Origin of the sequence: Halomonas sp. OfavH-34-E (assembly GCF_024124525.1) — a bacterium.
In the GTDB taxonomy this organism is placed as follows: Bacteria; Pseudomonadota; Gammaproteobacteria; order Pseudomonadales; family Halomonadaceae; genus Halomonas; species Halomonas litopenaei.
In genome coordinates this window covers 1-20,100 of sequence record NZ_JAMXRY010000037.1, presented here as the reverse complement: position 1 = coordinate 20,100, position 20,100 = coordinate 1, and the positions used below count along the sequence as shown (strand labels likewise).

Below are 20,100 nucleotides of genomic sequence, written 5' to 3'. Positions count from 1 at the left end.
GTTCTGTTGCAGGCACAGCGAAAGTCTAGCCTAACAGGCTGCACTGAAGCATCTAGATTCACGGCAGGGGCAGGAGGTCCGCTTTGGGTCGAAACCGGTCACTGTTCCAGCCTTAGTGTGGTCGCTGAGAGCATCCAGGACGGCGTCCGTGACCTTCTTCGGGAAGAGACAATGCATCACCTGATACCTCGCTGTGGTTGTGGATTTGGGCCAGTATCGCTTGGTTGCGTTCGATACGGTCGGCGATGCCGTTGGCGAAGTGCAGCTTGTAGCACACCGTCTCGGGCTTGGCGTGAGGTGTCGAGCACCACAGCCCTGGTGGGCTCCAGCCCGCACTCCAGGCGCCGCAGCAGGGTAAAAGGCAGGATGATGCGGCCGTACTGGGACTACTTGAAATCGCCGCCCAGCAGGTCTGCAACGGACCACATGAAGGCCGCCAGCTAAGCGTGACTCTCCGTGTTCATGATGCTTCCCCGAGTTCTTGGTGCTGATGGTGATGTATGAGAGCCATCATACACAGCGAAGCGGAGTGAGGGATAAGGTAGGCAGGCCGCGTTGAGGAGTTGCTGCCTGTCCTACATCGTCTGTCAGTGATCTCCTACGGCGTGCCGCTGAATGTCTCTCTAAAGCGTGAGGGCCTAACTGACCTCAAGCTCCGTCATGCGAGGAAGAAGCGACGCCGGGTCGCACATTAGCACACCGGCGATGAGGTATAGCTTCTCGACCGTGATGTTTACCTCGCCACGTTCGATGCGTCCTATGTAGCTGCGGTCAATGCTGCAGGCCAGCGCCAGTGCATCCTGAGAGAGCCGACAGGCTTTTCTCTGTGTTCGGATGCGTGCCCCCAACGCTTTTGCCAATGGATCCATGACTGCCTCAATCTCATTTGAGGCAGTACTATCGTGTGTTTGCGGACTCACAGGCCACGGACTATAATCCGCATTTTTGTGATAACCGCTTAGGTGCCTGCATGAAAACCGTCTCGTTCATCTTCGACAGGCGACTGTATGACCTTCTCCAGGAGGAGGGGCGCACGCAATTCACCACCCGCGAATTGCGGGATGCCTACGCCAAGCATCTTGAAGGCACCGACTTTCGTCTCGGCGATGTGCGCCGGTATGTGTATGAGCAGATTCGGCGCCTGCTCAGGGCTGGCTGGCTCGTACCTGACAAAGAGCGCCGCAAGCGAGGGCAGGTCTACCACCTACAACCCATCCCGCCGCACCTGCATTTAGAGCTGATCGACAACGGCTTCGAGAATAGCCTCAAGCCCGCGCCTAAAGAGGAACCGACATCGTCAACCCCCGAACCGAGTGCCACGCCACCCGCGTCGTCGTTCGATGCGCAGACGTATCTAGAAGGCCTCCTCAAAGAGATTCAGCTCGACTTCCTGTCGTCGATGGGCGAAACGGAACGCTACAAGCAGCTCCTCGATGACATGCCCCATTTAAAGGACCAAGTTGAGAGCGAGTATCGGGGGGCCAAAGACCGCAGTTCGCGCCTGTTGGGACATCTTCGTGCCGTCGAGAACACACTCAAGGCGGTGGCCTCTCAGCGATGACGGCATCGCTGAGAGACTGGCAGCGCCGGTGTATCGACACGGCGTTGGAGAACTTCCTTTCCACGTCGCATTTCTTCTGCCAGGCGACCCCCGGTGCCGGTAAGACACGCATGGCTGCGGAGCTGACCCGATGCCTGCTCGACCAAAGCAAGATCGATCTGGTGCTCTGTTTCGCACCCTCGCTCCAGGTCGTCGACGGCTTTCGCTCCACCTTTTCGGCGGTACTCGGCAAACGCCTGGACGGCTTGCTCGGCTCGGTGGGAGGGGCTTACACCTATCAAGCCATGGAGTACCGCGATGAGGTCTTCTGGCGATTGCTCGAAGACTATCGCGTGTTCGTAGTCTTCGACGAAATCCATCACTGCGCCGGCCACGACCCCTTGCTGAGTAACGCCTGGGGGCAACAGATCGTGCGGAAGATCCAGGATCGGGCCGTCTTCACCTTGGCGCTGTCCGGCACGCCTTGGCGCTCTGACGACCGCGCCATTGCCTTGGCGCGTTACCTCTCCCCCGAGGGGCAGCTGATCTGCGACTATCGCTATGGTCTGAAGGAAGCCATCGCGGATGGTGTGTGCCGTTCACCCCGCATTCTGCTTGTGGACAACCAACAAGTTACGCTGACGGAAGGAGTCGAAACCGAGAACACCGTTAGGTTGTTCCCCAGTATCGCCGAGCTGCTGGGGGAGTCGCCTGTCACTTACGAAGACTTGTTGCGCCATGACGAGGTGATCGAACAACTGCTCGCGCTAGGAAGCGACAAGCTGGACGCGCTTCGCCGGAGCCAGCCAGAAGCGGCGGGCCTGGTAGTCGCTACCGATATCGCACATGCTCAGCAGATAGCCCAAGCGCTTGACGCCAGAGCGGAGAGTTGGTGCATCGTGACCAACAAAACCCCGAATGCCCAGCAGGTCATCAATGCATTCCGACACAGCGATTGCCGATGGATCGTCGCAGTCGGGATGATCAGCGAGGGGACCGACATCCCCCGCCTGCAGGTATGCTGCTTTCTAAGCCGCATCCGTACCGAACTACACTACCGGCAGGTATTGGGGAGAATACTGCGGCGCATGGGCGAAGCCGATGATCAAGCCTGGCTGTTCATGCTAGCGGAAACGACGCTGCGGCGATACGCGGAACGGATTGCCGACGATCTACCGGAGGATTTGGCCGTACTGAGTCAGGTACCGATGAATGACGCCGAAGCAAATCCACCGTCGAGCGGTAAGGGGGCTAACAACGCTGCGGATGGCAGCCATGACGGTTATTTTGAACAAGACCTGGAGGAGGCCTCCACGAGCGCTTACGCGCTCGGCGACTTTGCTGATGAATCGAGCTACCACATCAGCTTTTCGCAACACTACAGGCAGTTGCTGCTGATTTGCCTTTGAAATATTTGTTCCAAGCCTTGTTGATCGAAAAAAGCATTCAGTTTTTTTTTTGACGACTAGCGCTCCGACCAGTCATGAAAGCGTCTGCTAAAATCGGCAAAGTTAACATGAAAGTTTATATCCTTTAAGTGAAGCTTAATTTTCCCAATTGCCGAAAGAGAGGAACCAGAAAAAAGCGCAGCGCCCCGCAGGTGGAGACCTAAAAGTTAATATAAACCAGGAAGCCCAGTTTACCCACTCTTTTTCGGGGGAAACCCGACCACTTTCTCGTTCTCCGCAATGGCTCGTAGGCGCTGGTTCTCAGAAACGAGTGCGGCCAATTCAGAAGCCATATCTTGGCAGAGATTTCGGGTATCAAGGTACTCTTTCCTAAGTACGGCGTACTTATTTCTAAGCTCTTTGAGCTCAATATTCTTTTCATCTCGCTGAGCACGCACTGCCTTATTACCGGCCTCCCGTATACGCTCGGCAAGACCTGGGTGATTGTTGTGAATTGTAGCTCGACTGACTCCGGCTTCCACAGCCACCGATTGAATGCTGAGCTTGCGCCCTGGCTCGACCACTTTTGGGCGGCCTTTCTCTATTCTCACAATGGCCTGGCGTATGGCCTTTGCAGTCAGTTCGCCCCGTGTAAGGGGCTGGGAAATGTTATCAGCTTGCGACATCAGCCAAGTCCTCTCCTGTTGCTCCAAGATCCTTCAGAACCACCTTGCAGCGTTCGATATCACGCTCGACCCGCTCGGTGCCGCCGGGCCCAATATCTGTGAGGTCACGCAATTCAAGTTGTTGGGCATAGATTCCCTGCCACACGGACTTGCGGGACTCATCAATGACGGCATTACCACAATCTGCACAACGGGTTTTCTCGATACCCTGGCCGCCGTTGCAGCCTCCTGTATCGGCGGTACACCACGCGACGCCGGTGGCCCGCAGGTGAACCAAGGGGCTAATTTTTATGGCCATCTCAGCTCGCCCCTCCTTAGTGGCAAGCGCCTCGTTCTTCGTACGGAAAGCTTGGATGGGATCGGCACCACCACCCGTCAGGATCGCATCAGGCTCCAGCCAGTGCTCCAGAAGATCCGTCTTGATGCTGAGTGCGGCCAGGCTAATGCTGTCGTACAAATCGGCATCCTGCTGCCGAGACATGGCGTACAACGTTGTCATGTCTAGCGACCAGTGCTTGAAATGGTCCCGAAGGTAACGAAGGTCTCCAAAGGCGCTGTGAGCGGCGTAGACCGCGAAAGTACGCCGAAACTGGTGGGGGGTAAAGCGCCAGTCAAGCCCGCACTGGGCAGCAAACGCATTGAGGCGAGTAATGACCGCACTAATTGAAAGCGTTCCAATCCGATGTTTATGTCTCTTTCCCACAGCCAGGAACAAACGATGGCTATGCTCCTGCAGTTGAGCTATGTCAGCGTCTTGCGGATTATCGGTTCGCAGGTCGAAAATACGCTGATCCAGTTGCGCTTGCAGCGGTTGCGAAAGACGCTCAGCCACGGCAAGGGCGCGGTGAGTCATCTCGGCCACCAGCCACTCGCAGGCTCCCGCGCCCGTCTTATACGATGTACCGCGCATCCAGTGAAAGGGTTCGCCCTCTTCATCCAGCGTTTTGAAGGCGCACTGATTTTCCAGTGAGCACACCTCGGATACGCGAATACCGCTGGTGATAAGGATGATGCACATACACGCCGTTTGCAGATGTCTCTCCGCTTCGATCAACTCACCTTTTGTCCACCCCAGCTTATTCAAGCGTGTTTGGATGGGCTGCCGGCTTATACCTTCAGACTGCCACGCTTCAACTCGCTCGCGGACACTGATGATGTCATCGGCACGGTCCAGCCAGCCCACTGTCGACTGGAACAGCAATCCCAGGATGTCATCCGGTATGATTTCAGTTTTGGCTTCTTCGAGTCGGAGTCTATCCTGCCCCGCAATCCCTGCAAGTTGATATGCTGACGATTCATGCCAAGGATGGGGCATGGGGTCATTGGACTGTTGGCTGAGGATATGTAAAATTTCAATAGCCACGAAACGCCGGGCCAAGTATGAACCTGAAAGCGGTGCTCCTTTATGTCCCTTTAACTCCTTGCAGAACCCCACATACTGTTGGCAAACCAGTAGCGTCACATCGCTCAGCCGGGATACCCTTTGGTCATGAAGCCAGGCAAGAAAAGCTATCGCATTATAGAAAAATTGGCGAATCGTATTTCCCTTGGGCAGGGAACGTCCGTCAATCCCTTTCAGTATATAATACGTCACGCAGGTCTTGAACGTTTCTCTAAACGCAAGCGGCACCCGCAAGAAGTTTAATAGTTTTGTATTGTTACTTGTTCCAGCAGTGAAGAGACTGTCAGGAAGGGTCACGACATCATCACCACAGTAGCTCAGAACGTGGTAGCTGCCATCTTCCAGCCGCATCCCGGTAAGCACAGCGTGCGAGTTGAAGGCCCGTGCCTCAATGGCCTTGAGGGCTTTCATCTGTTCGGCGCGGAACTTGGCTTCATTCATGCAATGCCCTCTAATCGTTCTGGATCACGCCAAAAGGGGTGCGGGTCGACTTTAGCCCGCTGCCTTTGAATGCTCACCTGTTCGGTATCAAATTGCGGGGTTATCTCTTGATCGATGATTCGAATAATGTGACCGTAAACGCGTTTCCAGGCACTTGCTCCCATTTTCCGGCGCATCTTAACCAGTGCCCAGTAGAGACTGAAGACACGGTGTAGGTCATCTCCTGTCACAACGAATGACTGGCACCGAAAGCAAGCAAGAAACTTCTGGCAGTGCTCGCCATTTCCGGGTGCACGCTCTCCGTTCAAGGTGTCCCGACAACGGGCTATCGGCGTGCACTGGGTTGACAATGGCGCAAACTTGCCATGGTTAAGCAGTTCTTCGGTGCGAACCTGGCCCATGAATCGCCAGTCTTTCTCGGCGCTCTCTGGAGCCTCCAGGTAGTAGTTGTCGGACACCTTAAGGGTGTGGCCGCCGAGTCTGGCGGTCAGAAACGGATCCTGGCCAGACAGAGCGAATAGCCGGTTCTCGAACGTCTTGCGCAGTCGCATGACGTTGAGCTTCAAAGGCTCGCCGTCCGCATCCTCTATCTGATGGCGGTCAATAAATGCTTTTATTCCTCGGCTGAGAGTGTTCATCGTCATACGACTTATTTTTCCGGCGTTTATAAAATCCCGATTCACGTAAACAAAGAGCCGCTGTGGGTAATCGCTCGCCTGTCGTGGCGAAGCGTTGCGAACTCGCACAAGATCAATGATGCGTGCCACGTCAGGCAGCGCCGACACCATCGACTCAATATCGCCGACTCGACGCAGGCTCTGGATGTGCGTGGAGCCGCCGCGACGCTTGAAACTGACCAGCACGTATCGGTCATTCTTGATGGGATGGGGAAGGAGGCAGTCAGTCAGGAGTTCCGAGGCGGGCGTTGGATTGATACCTGTTCTCGCTGCAATGGCCAGCAGGCAGGTGACCAGCTCATAAGAGGTTAGCGGTCCACTTCCTTTGATGATCTCCCGCATGTCGGCTTTCATAGCCCGCAGAACGCTATGGCGTTCTGGCTCACTCAGGGCAGTCTGGCCCTTGTGTGATCTATTCGAGTTCGGGAAAGGATTGCGAGGGAAAATATCGTTGGCAATCCAGCCTGACTTCCCCATAGCTACCAGTATCGACTTGGCGGATTGATATCGACTTTTCTGGGTAGCTGTGCGATGACCCATCTGCCGTAAATGGGAAATGAAGTGGTCGATGAACTGGCGGTCGATATCATCCAGTCGCAATTCGCGCCCCAGCGCGGAAGCCATCGTGGCGCAGAAAGGAAGGAAGGATGACACTCCGTTACTGAAATATGTGTCGAGACTAGCTGCGCTGTGCGTTTTTCCGCCGCTTTCAATAGAAGCTTTGGCCATGCGATCCAGTACACGTTGAGTTGCATAGACCACTACATCGCAGCCGTTTCCGTAGTGCTTTGCGAAATTTAGTTTACGCAAATCCGTGGCACCTTCAGGCAAGGACACGACCATATTGGCAGGAGGCAGGTTAGTGAGATCCAGCGTTTCGTCATTGGCGACTTTACCAGGTCGAAGTGTCGTGGATTGTAGCTTTTTTCTAGGCATCACCAATTTCCCTGCTGATAAGGTCGATTTCACTCTGGTAATCGTTCATCAGCGCATCCTCAAGCTCTGAAAAGGAGTGCAGATATTTTTCTGTGGTTGTGACCGAGGCATGACCCATTCTGTCGCGCACGTACAGCAAGGCATGGGTCTGGGAGTTGGATTGCATCATTGCGTACAGCGTGTGCGTGGCGTAGGTATGGCGTAGAATATGAACGTTTATGTAAGGGATACCAGCCGCCACTCCAGCTCTCTTTACAATGCCCAGGAAGGCTGCCCCGTCGTTCGCGAAGGGTTGGCCGGAATTCGTCAGGAACAATACGGACTGGTGCTGCCCCGAAATGCTCTCGTGCTGATGGCGACGATCCAGGACGTATTGCCAAAGGGCTTCCATGACGGTGCGAGGCACATCGATACCCCTGGGCTGATTTCGTTTGATGGTCATGTCGCGTGGATCAAGATTGACCCGGATGAAGGAGCGGTGCTTGGTATAAGTCGCCGGATTGATCACGTACTTCAGCGGAAACGTAGCCAGTTCCTCTCGGCGCAGCCCTGTCGTGAGCGCCAATCTGACGATCAGCTTGTGCGTGGGATTGGTGATGGCATTCAGTAGATCAACCGACTGGTGCTTGCTCAACACCCGAATGACGGTTCGGGGAGCCTTCAGCATGATGTCTGGGCTCGTTTGCCTCCCACCACTCGCATCGACGTGAGCCAGGAACCCTTTCGGTTGTCTCACCGTGACCGTTTCCATGGCATACGGAACAGTCGTCACCCAACCACAGTTGTCGGCATGCCGATAGAAGGCGCAGAGTAGTCGTAGCCGGGCATTCACCGTTGCTGCAGCAAGGCTCCCCCCCTCAGGACCTAGGTTCCAATCCCGAAACTCAGCCAGGATCGTAGCTTCCCTGTCATTGCCCACATCACGCCAATCAATGCCATTTACCTCGCACCAGCCAAAGAACTGATATAACGCTTTACCGTAAGTAACCCACGACTTCTTGGATTGAACTCTGCCACGCTTGATCAGGTGCGCTATGCAAAAGTCCAGCGCTTCCTCAACAACCTTCCTCTCCTTGGAAATAAGGATTGGAAAGCCAGAGTAACTTAGGCCGTTGAGTTTGAATTTATTGGTGCTGAAGAAGAGGTCCATGTATGGATGTTAGTAGGGTATATCACTTTGGCAAGTGGGAATCAGATCATCTTTCGCTTTCAGGACACCGATACCCTCGCACGCTGGGAGCATTCCGCCTCGCGCCGTGCCTGGCTCGAGCGTGGTGCCGGCCTGTTCGAGGCCCCCCAGGAGCGGCGTGCCCTGGGACTCGACAGCTGGTTCACCAGCCCCGGCCCCAGGGTGCCGCCGCGCTGGAAGCAGGCGATCGCCATCTGGCTGGCGTTCTTCCCGGTGTCGCTGATGTTCCAGTGGCTGCTGGGCGATACCCTGGCGACCTTGCCGCTGGTTCCTCGGGTACTCGCCAGCACCCTGATGCTGACCCCGGTGATGGTGTTCCTTTTCATCCCCCTGTCTACCCGCCTGCTGGCGCCCTGGCTTCAGGCGCCGCCCGGACGTGGCGCTCGCCTGAGCCTGCGTCTGCGCCGCAGCTGAGGCTGACAGGCGGCCCTCCCGGCTCGCATTGAGTCTGGCCACTGCTCGCGCCTACACTCAGGTCATGCGGCGTTGCCGCGGATCTTGAGGACAGCCCATGGGCAGTGCGAGCACGGCGCCCCGCGTGGAAGGCGACATCACCGCGCGGGAGCGCCCTACACCAGAACAACAAGAGCTTGCGTCGCTGGGACTCAAGGTGGCGGCCAGCCGCCACCCCAAGGCTGAACAGGCGGCGTGTGAGCTGCATCACGAGCTCTATCATCCCGACCTGGGTTTCGTGCTGTTCTTCGTCAGCGCCGAATACGCGCTGGACCCCCTGGCCCAGGCCCTGGAGTCGACCTTCGGTGGGCTGCCGCTGGCGGGTTGCACCACGGCGGGTGAGATCACCCCGCTGGGGTACGAGCGCGGGACCATCGTCGCCATCGGGTTCGATCGCCGTCATTTTGGCGTGGCCACCACCCTGCTCGAGGACCTCGAGAGCGTCTCCCTGATCGACGCCCAGCGTCGGGTGGAGTCGCTTCTTGCCACCGCTAGGGGGCATCTGGATGGCGAGGCCTTCGCGCTGACCCTGCTCGATGGGCTGTCGGCCAGCGAAGAGCAGGTGCTGACCACTCTGGACGCCGCCCTGGGTGGTATCCCGAGCTTCGGTGGCTCGGCTGGGGACGACAACCGACTGGCGCATACCCATGTGTTTGCCGGTGGGCGCTTTCACAGCGCGGCGGCGGTGGTGGTGCTGATCACCACCCACCATCCCTTCGAGGTGTTCTCGACCCATCACCTGGCGGCACGCCGTGACAAGCTGGTGGTCACCCGCGCCGATCCTGCGGGCCGGCGTGTGCTGGAGCTCAATGCCCTGCCCGCGGTGGACGAGTACGCCCGGCTGGTCGGTGTCTTGCCAAGCGAACTCGATGAGGGCGTGTTTGCCCGCCACCCGTTGGCGGTCAAGCTGGGCGATGCCTACTACGTCCGCTCGATCCAGCGTGCCAACGCCGACGGTAGCCTCAGCTTCTACTGCGCGGTGGAGACCGGCATCGTGCTGACCGCCATGGCCGGCACGCCGATTCTCGAGGCCCTCGACGATACCCTGGGGGGCCTTCAGCGCCGGCTGGGGAAACCGCAGTTGATCATCGGCTGTGACTGCTTTCTCAGGCGTCTGGAGTTCGAGGCGCTCGCGCAGATCGGCGACGCCTCTGAGCGACTTTCCAGGGCCTCGGTGGTGGGCTTCAACACCTACGGTGAGCAGCACCACGGCATGCATATCAACCAGACTTTCACGGGGGTGGCGATTGGATCTGGTCGGTGAGCCAAGGCAGGATCGCGCCAGCAGTGCACTGGAACAGGAACTGCTGGAGGAAAACCATCGGTTACGCCGGATCTGCCAGGCGCTGATCGAGCGGGTCGAGTCCGCCGGGGCGGGCGGGGCACCCTATGGTGCCTTCGAGCACGCGGTGCTGCTCGCCGAGCAGGTGCGCGAGCGCACCGAGACCCTGCACCGTACCCTGGATGAACTGGCCGAAACCAATGCCCGTCTGGAGGAGGCCCGGCGCGACGCCGAGGCCGCCAATGCCTCCAAGACCCGCTTCCTGGCGGCGGTCAGCCACGACCTGCTGCAGCCGCTCAACGCCGCGCGGCTGTTTGCCAGCGCCCTGGAAGAGCGAAAGTTGCCTGAAGAATCCGGTCGCCTGGTGCAGCGTATCGATCGCTCGCTCAGCGACGTGGAATTGCTGCTGGGGACCCTGGTCGACATCTCGCGACTGGATGCCGGGGTGTTGACCCCGGACGTGGCCCCCTTCGCCGTCTCGCAGTTGCTGGATGCGCTCGCCGAGGAATTTCGTCAGATGGCCGGCGCCCGCGGGCTGGCGTTTCGCTATGTGCCGAGTTCCGCCTGGGTCGAGTCCGACCTGGCGCTGCTGGCCCGAGTGATTCGCAACCTGATGTCCAACGCCGTGCGCTACACCGAGTCGGGGCGGGTGCTGCTCGGCTGTCGCAGACGTCGGGTAGGCCAGCAGTACTGGCTCGAGATCCTGGTGGGGGATACCGGCCCGGGCATCGACGAGGCTCGGCGCGACGAGATCTTTCTGGAGTTTCGCCGGGGCAACGCCGCAGCCCCGGGGCAGGAGCGCGGGCTGGGACTGGGGCTTGCCATCGTCGATCGCATCGCCCGGCTGCTCGATCATCCCATTACCCTCAATAGCCGATCCGGCCAGGGCGCCCAGTTCTCGGTAAGCGTGCCCTGCGCTCGCCCGGCGCGTGCGGTGGCCCCGTCGGCCTCGACCCTGCAGCAGGCCGGCACGCGGCAGCTGCAGAGTACCGAGGTATGGGTGCTGGACAACGATCCCGCCATCCTCGAGGGCATGAGCGCGCTGCTGGGTGGCTGGGGATGTCGGGCGCGCCTCGCGTCGCGAGTGGTTGAACTGGAACAGAGCCTGGCCGAGCGCCACGAGACACAGGGCATGGATAGGCCGTCGCCAACGGTGGTGATGATCGACTACCACCTGTCCAGCGACGAAGAAGATGGCCTGGCGCTGGCGCAGCGCCTGGCCGGCTCTCATGTAGACCTGGCCCCGATACTGATCACTGCCAACCACGACGCCGAGATCAAGCGGCGTTGTCGTGAGCTTGGCTTCCCCTGTCTACTGAAGCCGCTGAAGCCCCTGCGCCTGCGTCAGGCACTGATACACCTGCTCGACGCCGGTTGAGCCGTCTTGCCTTGGTCAGCGAGACGTTCTGCCTTCTAGCGCGCCCGTCGCCTGGCCAGGCAGGCCAGCAGGGTGGACTCGTCGGCTGCCAGGATCGCCTGAACACGGCTGCCGACGCCAAGCTTCTTGAGGATCGCCGAGACGTGGGTCTTGACCGTGGTCTCGGCGATATCGAGCTCGCGGGCGATGACCTTGTTGGAGGCGCCGCGAATCAGCAGGGACAGCACCTCGAGCTGCTTGACCGTCAACTGCTCGAGCGCGCCTGCATCGGCTGGACCCGTCACCCCCTGTGTCGCCCCCTGCGTCGCAGGCGGGGCACTCGAGGCCTCGGCCGGGCGGCGCATGATCTCGGCGGGCAGATAGATCTGGCCGTCCAGGATCTGCTTGATCGCCGCCAGCAGGTCCGGGCGTGGCGTGGACTTCGGCAGGTACCCGATGGCGCCCAGATCCAGGGCGCCGAGCACCGTGGCGCGCTCGCTTTCGGCCGACAGCACCGCCACCGGCACCGCCGGAAATGCCCGGCGCAATTCGCGCAGCCCGTCCAGGGCCGAGGCGTCAGGCAGATTCAAGTCCAGCAGCACCAGGTCGACGTCGTCGTCGGCGTCGAGGGCGCTTGCCAGCGCGGCGAAACAGTCCGCCTCGCGCAGCTCGGTGCCGGGCAGGCCCGATTGAATGACCGCGGCAATGGCGTCGCGAAAGAGCGGGTGATCGTCAGCCACCATCAGGCTGTGCATGTCTGGCGTCCCGGTTGTCTGTGTCCTTGGTCGGTCTCCTACCGAAGGAGGAGGCGCTCTCCTGCCAGGGCAGTATGTCGCAAGCCAGGTTCCTGACCAAGACTGGAGTGGCAGACAACTACAACATCCTTTCCAAGGAGACACGCCATGATCTACGCCAACCCCGGACAACCCGACGCCGTGGTCAGCTTCGACGAGCGCTACGGCAACTATATCGGCGGCGAGTTCGTCGCCCCGGTCAAGGGTCAGTACTTCGACAACGTAAGCCCGGTCAACGGCCAGGTGTTCTGCCAGATCCCCCGCTCCGGTGCCGAGGATATCGACAAGGCGCTGGACGCCGCCCATGGGGCAGCGCCGGCCTGGGGGCGCACCTCCGCCGGCGAGCGCAGCAACATCCTGTTGAAGATTGCCGAGCGCATCGAGGCCAACCTGGAGGCGTTGGCGGTGGCCGAGTGCTGGGACAACGGCAAGGCGGTGCGCGAGACCCTGAACGCCGATATTCCGCTGGCGGTGGACCACTTCCGCTACTTCGCCGGCTGCATTCGTGCCCAGGAAGGCACCGCCGCCGATATCGACGCCAACACCGTGGCCTATCACTTCCACGAGCCGCTGGGCGTGGTCGGCCAGATCATCCCCTGGAACTTTCCGCTGCTGATGGCCACCTGGAAGCTCGCGCCTGCGCTGGCCGCCGGCAACTGCGTGGTGCTCAAGCCCGCCGAGCAGACCCCGGCCTCGATCCTCAAGCTGATGGAGGTGATCGGTGACCTGCTGCCTCCCGGCGTGGTCAACGTGGTCAACGGCTTCGGCGCTGAGGCGGGGGAGGCCCTGGCCACCAGCAAGCGCATCGCCAAGATCGCCTTTACCGGTTCCACCCCGGTGGGCTCGCACATCCTCAAGTGCGCTGCCGACAACATCATTCCTTCTACCGTGGAGCTTGGCGGCAAGTCGCCCAACATCTACTTCGCCGACATCATGAACGCCGAGCCGGAGTTCATCGACAAGGCCGCCGAGGGGCTGGTGCTGGCCTTCTTCAACCAGGGTGAGGTGTGCACCTGCCCGTCGCGGGCGCTGATCCAGGAGAGCATCTACGAGCCGTTCATGGCCAAGGTGATGGAGCGGGTCACCACCATCAAGCGTGGCAACCCGCTGGACACCGAGGTTCAGGTCGGCGCCCAGGCCTCCAAGGAGCAGTTCGACAAGATCATGTCCTACATGGACGTGGCCCGGGAGGAAGGCGCCGAGTTCCTGACCGGTGGCAACCAGGCCAAGCTCAATGCCGATCTGGACACCGGCTACTACATCGAGCCGACGCTGCTCAAGGGCAACAACAAGATGCGCGTCTTCCAGGAAGAGATCTTCGGCCCGGTGGTGGCGGTGACCACCTTCAAGGATGAGGAAGAAGCCCTGGCGATTGCCAACGACACCGAATTCGGTCTTGGCGCCGGCGTCTGGAGTCGTGACATCAACGTGGCCTTCCGCATGGGGCGTGGCATCCAGGCCGGTCGCGTATGGACCAACTGCTACCACCAGTATCCCGCCCACGCCGCCTTCGGCGGCTACAAGAAATCCGGCGTCGGTCGCGAGACCCACAAGATGGCGCTCGAGCACTACCAGCAGACCAAGAACCTGCTGGTGAGCTACGACACCAACCCCCTCGGTTTTTTCTAAAGGGAGTCGATCCGGGCCCGGTACCACCGGGCCCGGGAAGCTTCACCCCAGTGGCCTGACGCCGTTTGGCTCTCAGCGCCACGCCCCTTCACCGGGTGTCCCCGGACACCTTTCTCCTCTGTACCGTCCTTCCTTGATAGCGGGCGGATAGAGACCCTTTTTGCCCGGATCAGGGCAAGGAGCACAACAATGCAAAGCACCATGGAAGCCGCCGTCGTTCGTCAGTTCGGTCAGCCCTTGACCATCGAGGAGGTCGAGGTACCGCGCCCCGCCAGGGGCGAGGTACTGGTCAAGATCGCCGCCTCCGGGGTCTGCCATACCGACCTGCACGCCGCCCACGGCGACTGGCCGGTCAAGCCCAACCCGCCATTTATTCCCGGACACGAAGGCGTCGGCGAGGTCGCCGCGGTGGGCGAGGGTGTAAACCACGTCAAGGAAGGCGATCGGGTGGGGATTCCCTGGCTGTACAGCGCCTGCGGCCACTGCGAGCACTGCCTGGGTGGCTGGGAGACCCTGTGCGAGTCCCAGCAGAACACCGGCTACTCGGTCAACGGCGGCTTCGCCGAGTACGCCATCGCCGACGCCGGCTTCGTCGGCCATCTGCCGAGCAACGTCGGCTTCGTCGAGATCGCCCCGGTACTTTGCGCCGGTGTCACCGTCTACAAGGGCCTGAAGATGACCGATACCCGCCCGGGGCAGTGGGTGGTGATCTCTGGCATCGGTGGTCTTGGCCATATGGCGGTGCAGTACGCCGTGGCCATGGGCCTGAACGTGGCGGCGGTGGACGTGGCCGACGACAAGCTGGAGCTGGCACGACGGCTCGGCGCCACGGTCACCGTCAACGCCTTGAAGGAGGACCCGGTGGCGGCGATCAAGCGGGACATCGGCGGCGCCCACGGGGCCCTGGTCACGGCGGTCTCGCCGAAGGCCTTCGAGCAGGCCCAGGGCATGGTCCGGCGTGGTGGCACCATCGCCTTGAACGGCCTGCCGCCGGGAGACTTCCCGTTGCCGATCTTCGATACCGTGCTCAACGGCATCACCGTGCGTGGCTCCATCGTCGGTACCCGTCAGGACCTTCAGGAGGCGCTGGACTTTGCTGGTGAAGGTAAGGTCAAGGCCACCGTGTCCACCGACCGTCTGGCCAATATCAACGACATCTTCGGCCGCATGATCGATGGCAAGATCGAGGGCCGAGTCGTGCTCGATATGCAGGGCTAGGTTGACTGAGCAGCAGCGGTCGATACAGCAGGGCGGCGACACCAGGTGTCGCCGCCCTGTCATATGCATGTGATGTCCTTGTCATCCTTGCCTACGCTGGTGTCGCGGCACCATCCATGGCATCTCGAACCCGCAAGGAGCCGACCGCATGAGTACCGAACGTCACGCCCCCCTGGCCCTGGAGGCCGTCATCTTCGACTGGGCCGGGACCCTGGTCGACTTTGGCTCCTTCGCCCCGACCCAGGTGTTTGTCGAGGTGTTCGCCGAGATCGGTGTGGCCGTCAGCCTCGACGAAGCCCGTGGCCCCATGGGCATGAGCAAGTGGGATCATATCCGCGCCCTGTGCGATCTGCCCGACATCGCCGAGCGTTTTCGCCAGGCCTGTGGCCACTCGCCGAGCGACGAGGACGTCGACGTGCTCTATCGGCGGTTCATGCCGTTGCAGGTGGCCAAGGTGGCCGAGCATTCCGCGCCGATTCCTGGCGCCCGGGAATGTCTCGCGGGGCTGCGGGGCAGAGGACTCAAGATCGGTTCCTGCTCCGGCTATCCCGCCGAGGTGCTGGCGCCGGTGCGCCGTGCGGCGCGCCAGGCGGAGCTCGAGGTGGACCACGCCGTCGCCGGTGACGAGGTGGTGCGCGGGCGACCCGGGCCGGCTCAGGCGCTGGCCAATGTGGTGGCGCTCGGTATCGGCGATGTGGCGGCTTGCGTCAAGGTCGATGATACCGCTCCCGGCATCGAGGAGGGGCGCGCCGCCGGCATGTGGACGGTGGCGGTGACCGATACCGGCAACGCCATGGGGCTGGATCTCGAGGGTTACCAAGCGACCCCGCCGGACGCGCTCGAGCGGCGCCGGCGCCACGTAGCCGAGCGACTGAGCGCCTGTCGCCCCCACTACCTGATCGCAAGCGTCGCCGAGCTTGACGGTGTGCTGGATCAGATCGCGGCTCGGCTCGCCCGGGGCGAGCGACCCCAGGCCTCGTGAAGGTCAGCTCGGGAAAAAACGGACAGGTCGAGTGCGTGGCTGCGTCCCAGCCAGATGACGCCCTGGGTATGGTCGAAGAGGTCGTCGTCGGTGCCCAGATGCACGAAGATGTCCAGCTCGCCCCGATGGATGGCGAGCCAGGGCACGATTTCGCCGAAGGCCTCGGCCGCGAAGGATAGCTGGCAGCTCCAGCGCGGATGCGGCCCCACCGGTTGTTGATGAAAACGCCCCACCTGAACGGCAAAGCGCGACTGGCATTGCTCGGCCAGGGTCCTGGCCTGGGCAAGCCCTTCGGCATCGTCGTAGTAGAGGTGGGCGTGGTAGTAGCGAATCTGCTCGACGTCGGGCATGGGACTCTCCTGGGCGCTCTGCTGATGACGTCGACAAGGATCGCGTCCCTGGCGATGCATGGCAATCGCGGTGTCACGCCCGCCTGCCCACCAGCGTTACATACCAAAGCGGCGGCCCTGGGGCCGCCGCTGTCACTTGCTCCGGCGTCGTCGGTGACGACCTTGCCGGGTCACGCTCAGGGTTCCTGGGTCGTGCCCTGGGGTGGCTCGCCGATAAAGCCCGGCATGGCCGGCGTCGGCGTGCCCTGGCGGGCGATGGCCAGGAACTGCAGGTGGCGCTCGTACTCGCCGAGCACGTCATCGATGACCTGACCCCGGGTGTAGCCATTGAGGTTCTGACCCACGCCGCCTTCGGCCAGATGCACGTCCAGGCGCAGGTAGTAGTCATCGTCCGCCGGCAGGAAGCTCGGCGTGCGCATGCGATGGGGGCGGACCTGGTAGACAAAGCTCTGCATCGCCTCGAAGTCCACCTGCAGGGTCAGCCGCGGCAGCGGTTCGCCCTCGATCTGCTCTTCGCTCAGGGTGGCCGACTGGCCGCGACGCTCGAGCTCCTCGACGAACTGTTTCAGGCCCGGGCGCAGGGCGTGCTCCATGGTCGACTCGGCACCGGCGCGGTTGGAGGTGTCCAGCGCCCGATCCAGGCGTTCCTTCCAGTTGCCGCCTTCGCCGCTGGCCGCGACCAGCTTGCGCGCGTCGGCCTTTTCCTTCTCGGTGCGCAGGGCCCGCGCCAGTCCCACCATGATGGCGAACATCACCAGCGAGAACGGCAGGGCGGTGATCACCACCGCGCTTTGCAGGGCGTCGAGGCCGCCGGCCATCAGCAGGGCGATGGTGATCAGGCCGATCACCGCCGCCCAGAAGATGCGCAGGCGGATCGGCGCGTCGTGGTTGACGTCACGCAGAATCGAGGTGAAGTTGGCCAGCACCAGGGCGCCGGAGTCCGCCGAGGTAACGAAGAACACCACTCCGAGCAGGGTGACCACCGAGGCAGTGACGCCGATGTAGGGGTATTGCTCGAGGAAGGTGTAGATGGTGGTCTGGGGAGTGGCCAGCGCCTGCTCGCCGAGCACCGCCAGGCCGCCATTGGCGACCATGTCGATGCCGGCATTACCGAAGATCGACATCCACGCCATCATGAAGCCCAGCGGAATCAGCAGGGCGCCAAGGGCGAACTGACGAATGGTGCGCCCGCGCGAGATGCGCGCCAGAAACAGCCCGACGAAGGGCGTCCAGGCGATCCACCAGCCCCAGAAGAAGATGGTCCACCAGCCTTTCCACTGCTGGGCGTCGCTGCCGGCGAAGGCGTAGGTGTCGAAGCTCTTGCCGACGAAGCCACTGAAGTAGTCGCCGACGTTGAGCACCAGGGCGTTGAGCAGCGCCAGGGTGTCACCCTGGAACAGCACGAACAGCAGCAGGGCGGCGGCCAGCAGCATATTGAACTCGGACAGCCGGCGAATGCCCTTCTCGACGCCGGTGACCACCGAGATGGTCGCCAGGATCACCACCAGCACGATCAACACCACCTGGGTCGACAGGCTTTCCGGTACGCCGAACATGAAGCTCAGGCCGTAGTTGAGCTGGATGACGCCGATACCGAGGCTGGTGGCGATGCCGAACACGGTGGAGATCACCGCGGTGATATCGACGGCGTTGCCGATGGGGCCGTAGATGCGCTTGCCCAACAGCGGATAGAGGGCGCTGCGGATGGCCAGCGGCAGGCGATGGCGATAGCTGAAGTAGGCCAGTGCCATGCCCATCAGCACGTACATGCCCCAGCCGGTCAGGCCCCAGTGGAGGAAGGTCTGAGGCACCGCCTGCCTAAGGGCGGCGGCGCTTTCCGGGGCCATGTCCGGGGGCGTCAGATAGTGCGACAGCGGCTCGGCCACGCAGAAGAACAGAAGGTCGATGCCGATGCCTGCGGCGAACAGCATCGAGGCCCATGACAGCAGCGAGAACTCCGGGCGCGAGTGGTCCGGGCCGAGGCGAATGTTGCCGACCCGGGACAGGCTGATGACCAGCACGAACACCAGATAGGCCACGGCGGCCAGCATGTAGTACCAGCCGAAGGTGTCGTTGACCCAGGCAAGACCGCTGTCGAACAGGGCACCGGCCCGTTCGGTGAAGGTCATGGTGAAGAACAGAAAGACCACGATGCCGGCTACCGCGCCGTGAAAGACGACGGGGTTGAGGCGATCGCGGGAGGCGCTCTCGTGATGTGACATGCACGTGCTCCCTCGAGGATGAAGTGAGACAGAGCCTGCCCGGCGAGGCTATCGCCGTTCTCCACGATGCCATCCTGGCATCCTGATGCTGCTTCCGTGAGCGTTACGCCATTTTGTTAATTGACCGACCAATTAACAAAATGATGATGGCGGAGTGGCCGAGTCGTGGCTCGGTACCTGTTGGCGGCTCTTGCGAAGGGTCTGGGCGACCCACCGCGGCCAGGGGCGCGCGGTTATTTTATTGATTGAACGTTCAATAAAATACAGAGATGGGGAGCATCTTTCAACCCGAGGGGGAGAAACGGCGGGCAGGGGGCGCACGAAAACGCCATGCCCGAGGCTCGGACATGGCGCGTTGGTACGGGGCTTTCTGGTCTCCCGGGTCGGCGCCTATGGCCGAACCGAGGGCGTCAATATCAGGCCTCGGGGGCGTGATGCTTGTCGGGACCATGAGCGCGGTGCTCACCCGGACCACCGCGCGGGTGGTCGCCGTGGCCCGGCATCATGGTGTGCTTCAGTTCACGCAGCTGGCGCTCGTCGAGGATCTCGGCCAGCTGGTCACGGGTGGAGGACATCAGTTCGCGCCAGGCGTCATGACGGGCTTCGGGGTTCTCGAACTCCTGGGCCTTCAGCGCTTCGGCGCCTTCCTTGAAAGATTCGCGAGCGGCGTTGAACGCTTCGCGCTCGTCGTCGGACAGCTCCCACTTGTCGACCAGGGCGTTGATGCGCTCCTCGCGCAGCTCGTGGCGGGCACGTTCGAGGGCGGCGACACCGTCTTCACCGAGGATTTCCATGCGCTGCTCGCGGAAATCGTCGTTGAGTTCCTTGATCTCCTGACGGTGCTCCATGGCGGCCTGCTTCAGGGCTTCGCGGGTCTCGGCGTCGATGCCGGCGCGGTCAAACAGCTCGGCGCGCATCTCGCCCCCTTCGTGGCGCGGGCCTTCGGGGCGGTCGGGCGAGGCCGTCGCGGTCATGGCGACCGGCAGCAGGGCGGCAGAGACAGCGGCGGACAGCAGGGCCTTGCGGGCAAATGTCATTTTCATGGGTCGACTTCCTTCAGCGTTGATGCCTCGTCACAGGACGTGGCGTTATGGCGGGCGATGCCCTTGTTGACGTGATCCATCTTGACCCTGGCTCGTGCAAGGCTGATGCAGCCAATGTGCAGAGAAGCGGCAAGCGCAGACGAGTTTGTGCAACGCAGGGTTCGAATTTTCGGCGGGGCAGTGGAGCCGAGGCCGAGGAGTCGGCGCCGGTGAAATTTTCTTCAATACCGAAGGGCGTCATCGCGTCAGCCTGAAACGCCATCCTGTGAGGCATGTGTGATGACGTTTTCTCTGGAAGAACTGCTGGCGATCTTTGCCTTCTCGCTGGTGGCCTCGATATCGCCGGGCCCGGTCAACCTGCTGATCCTGTCCACCGGCGTGGGTCACGGCTGGCGCCGAGCGATGCCCCTGGTGGTGGGTGCCAGCGGCGGTTTTACCCTGCTGCTGGGCCTGCTCGCCGCGGGGCTCGGGAGTGTCTGGCTGGCGCTGCCCGGGCTTCAGTGGCTGGTGC

The 20,100-nt window shown here is 61.5% G+C and carries 16 protein-coding genes and 3 pseudogenes; 9 read left to right on the top strand and 10 right to left on the bottom strand.

Annotation, left to right across the window (positions count from 1 at the left end; genetic code table 11):
* Positions 1 to 176: 176 nt before the first annotated feature.
* Positions 177 to 374: pseudogene (locus NH448_RS23700) on the bottom strand (hypothetical protein); the annotation flags it as partial.
* A 264-nt stretch (positions 375 to 638) separates the two neighbouring features.
* Positions 639 to 869: a helix-turn-helix transcriptional regulator gene (locus tag NH448_RS15855; RefSeq protein WP_124803276.1), complete on the bottom strand. Its 231-nt coding sequence runs from the start codon at positions 867 to 869 to the stop codon at positions 639 to 641.
* 101 nt (positions 870 to 970) lie between these two features.
* Between NH448_RS15855 and NH448_RS15850 the strand changes: the two genes are divergently transcribed.
* Together NH448_RS15850 and NH448_RS15845 are read left to right on the top strand one after the other, a co-directional pair.
* On the top strand, positions 971 to 1,561 hold the full coding sequence (locus NH448_RS15850; protein ID WP_253029007.1) for a hypothetical protein: 591 nt from the start codon (positions 971 to 973) through the stop codon (positions 1,559 to 1,561).
* Entirely contained in the window at positions 1,558 to 2,949 is a 1,392-nt protein-coding gene (locus NH448_RS15845; RefSeq protein ID WP_253029006.1) for a DEAD/DEAH box helicase family protein, read from the top strand. Before NH448_RS15850 ends, NH448_RS15845 begins: the two co-directional genes overlap by 4 nt.
* Positions 2,950 to 3,179: 230 nt before the next feature.
* Here NH448_RS15845 and NH448_RS15840 read toward each other — a convergent pair whose 3' ends face one another.
* The 4 genes from NH448_RS15840 to NH448_RS15825 are packed head-to-tail and all read right to left on the bottom strand — an operon-like array spanning position 3,180 to position 8,220.
* Positions 3,180 to 3,614 carry a hypothetical protein gene (locus tag NH448_RS15840; RefSeq protein ID WP_253029005.1) on the bottom strand — a complete coding sequence of 145 codons (435 nt, stop codon included), beginning with the start codon at positions 3,612 to 3,614 and terminating at the stop codon, positions 3,180 to 3,182.
* Positions 3,601 to 5,457 carry a tyrosine-type recombinase/integrase gene (locus tag NH448_RS15835; RefSeq protein WP_253029004.1) on the bottom strand — a complete coding sequence of 619 codons (1,857 nt, stop codon included), beginning with the start codon at positions 5,455 to 5,457 and terminating at the stop codon, positions 3,601 to 3,603. The genes NH448_RS15840 and NH448_RS15835 overlap by 14 nt, the downstream gene beginning before the upstream one ends.
* Positions 5,454 to 7,103: a phage integrase SAM-like domain-containing protein gene (locus NH448_RS15830; protein ID WP_253029003.1), complete on the bottom strand. Its 1,650-nt coding sequence runs from the start codon at positions 7,101 to 7,103 to the stop codon at positions 5,454 to 5,456. Before NH448_RS15830 ends, NH448_RS15835 begins: the two co-directional genes overlap by 4 nt.
* Entirely contained in the window at positions 7,063 to 8,220 is a 1,158-nt protein-coding gene (locus NH448_RS15825; RefSeq protein WP_253029002.1) for a site-specific integrase, read from the bottom strand. Before NH448_RS15825 ends, NH448_RS15830 begins: the two co-directional genes overlap by 41 nt.
* A 42-nt stretch (positions 8,221 to 8,262) precedes the next feature.
* On the opposite strand from NH448_RS15825, the pseudogene NH448_RS15820 reads away from it, so the two are divergent.
* The 3 genes and pseudogenes from NH448_RS15820 to NH448_RS15810 all read left to right on the top strand — a co-directional run.
* Positions 8,263 to 8,673: pseudogene (locus NH448_RS15820) on the top strand (antibiotic biosynthesis monooxygenase); the annotation flags it as partial.
* Between the two features lie 97 nt (positions 8,674 to 8,770).
* Positions 8,771 to 9,976 carry a nitric oxide-sensing protein NosP gene (nosP, locus tag NH448_RS15815; protein WP_083970549.1) on the top strand — a complete coding sequence of 402 codons (1,206 nt, stop codon included), beginning with the start codon at positions 8,771 to 8,773 and terminating at the stop codon, positions 9,974 to 9,976.
* A complete protein-coding gene (locus tag NH448_RS15810; RefSeq protein WP_239452588.1) occupies positions 9,960 to 11,372 on the top strand; it encodes a hybrid sensor histidine kinase/response regulator in 1,413 nt (470 codons plus the stop codon). Before nosP ends, NH448_RS15810 begins: the two co-directional genes overlap by 17 nt.
* A gap of 35 nt (positions 11,373 to 11,407) precedes the next feature.
* On the opposite strand, the gene NH448_RS15805 is transcribed toward NH448_RS15810, so the two are convergent.
* Positions 11,408 to 12,106, bottom strand: coding sequence for a response regulator transcription factor (locus NH448_RS15805; RefSeq protein ID WP_045994076.1), 699 nt, complete (start codon positions 12,104 to 12,106; stop codon positions 11,408 to 11,410).
* A 147-nt stretch (positions 12,107 to 12,253) separates the two neighbouring features.
* Here NH448_RS15805 and NH448_RS15800 point away from each other — a divergent pair, with 147 nt between their 5' ends.
* The 3 genes from NH448_RS15800 (at position 12,254) to phnX (ending at position 15,974) form a co-directional block, all read left to right on the top strand.
* Positions 12,254 to 13,774, top strand: coding sequence for an aldehyde dehydrogenase family protein (locus NH448_RS15800; protein ID WP_045994075.1), 1,521 nt, complete (start codon positions 12,254 to 12,256; stop codon positions 13,772 to 13,774).
* Between the two features lie 189 nt (positions 13,775 to 13,963).
* Complete coding sequence (adhP, locus tag NH448_RS15795; RefSeq protein WP_045994074.1) at positions 13,964 to 14,992, top strand: alcohol dehydrogenase AdhP; 1,029 nt, start codon at positions 13,964 to 13,966, stop codon at positions 14,990 to 14,992.
* Between the two features lie 148 nt (positions 14,993 to 15,140).
* Positions 15,141 to 15,974, top strand: a complete 834-nt coding sequence (gene phnX, locus NH448_RS15790) for a phosphonoacetaldehyde hydrolase (protein ID WP_045994073.1) — start codon at positions 15,141 to 15,143, stop codon at positions 15,972 to 15,974.
* On the opposite strand, the gene NH448_RS15785 is transcribed toward phnX, so the two are convergent.
* The 3 genes from NH448_RS15785 to NH448_RS15775 all read right to left on the bottom strand — a co-directional run bounded on the left by NH448_RS15785 (position 15,926) and on the right by NH448_RS15775 (position 19,589).
* The gene (locus tag NH448_RS15785; protein ID WP_253029001.1) at positions 15,926 to 16,324 is read right to left on the bottom strand and encodes a DOPA 4,5-dioxygenase family protein; all 399 of its coding nucleotides are present in this window, start codon (positions 16,322 to 16,324) and stop codon (positions 15,926 to 15,928) included. The two genes, phnX and NH448_RS15785, sit on opposite strands and share 49 nt — an antisense overlap.
* Before the next feature lie 176 nt (positions 16,325 to 16,500).
* Complete coding sequence (betT, locus tag NH448_RS15780; RefSeq protein WP_253029000.1) at positions 16,501 to 18,546, bottom strand: choline BCCT transporter BetT; 2,046 nt, start codon at positions 18,544 to 18,546, stop codon at positions 16,501 to 16,503.
* A 416-nt stretch (positions 18,547 to 18,962) separates the two neighbouring features.
* Positions 18,963 to 19,589: a hypothetical protein gene (locus NH448_RS15775; protein ID WP_045994070.1), complete on the bottom strand. Its 627-nt coding sequence runs from the start codon at positions 19,587 to 19,589 to the stop codon at positions 18,963 to 18,965.
* Between the two features lie 279 nt (positions 19,590 to 19,868).
* On the opposite strand from NH448_RS15775, the pseudogene NH448_RS15770 reads away from it, so the two are divergent.
* Positions 19,869 to 20,100, top strand: a pseudogene (locus tag NH448_RS15770) (LysE family translocator); the annotation flags it as partial.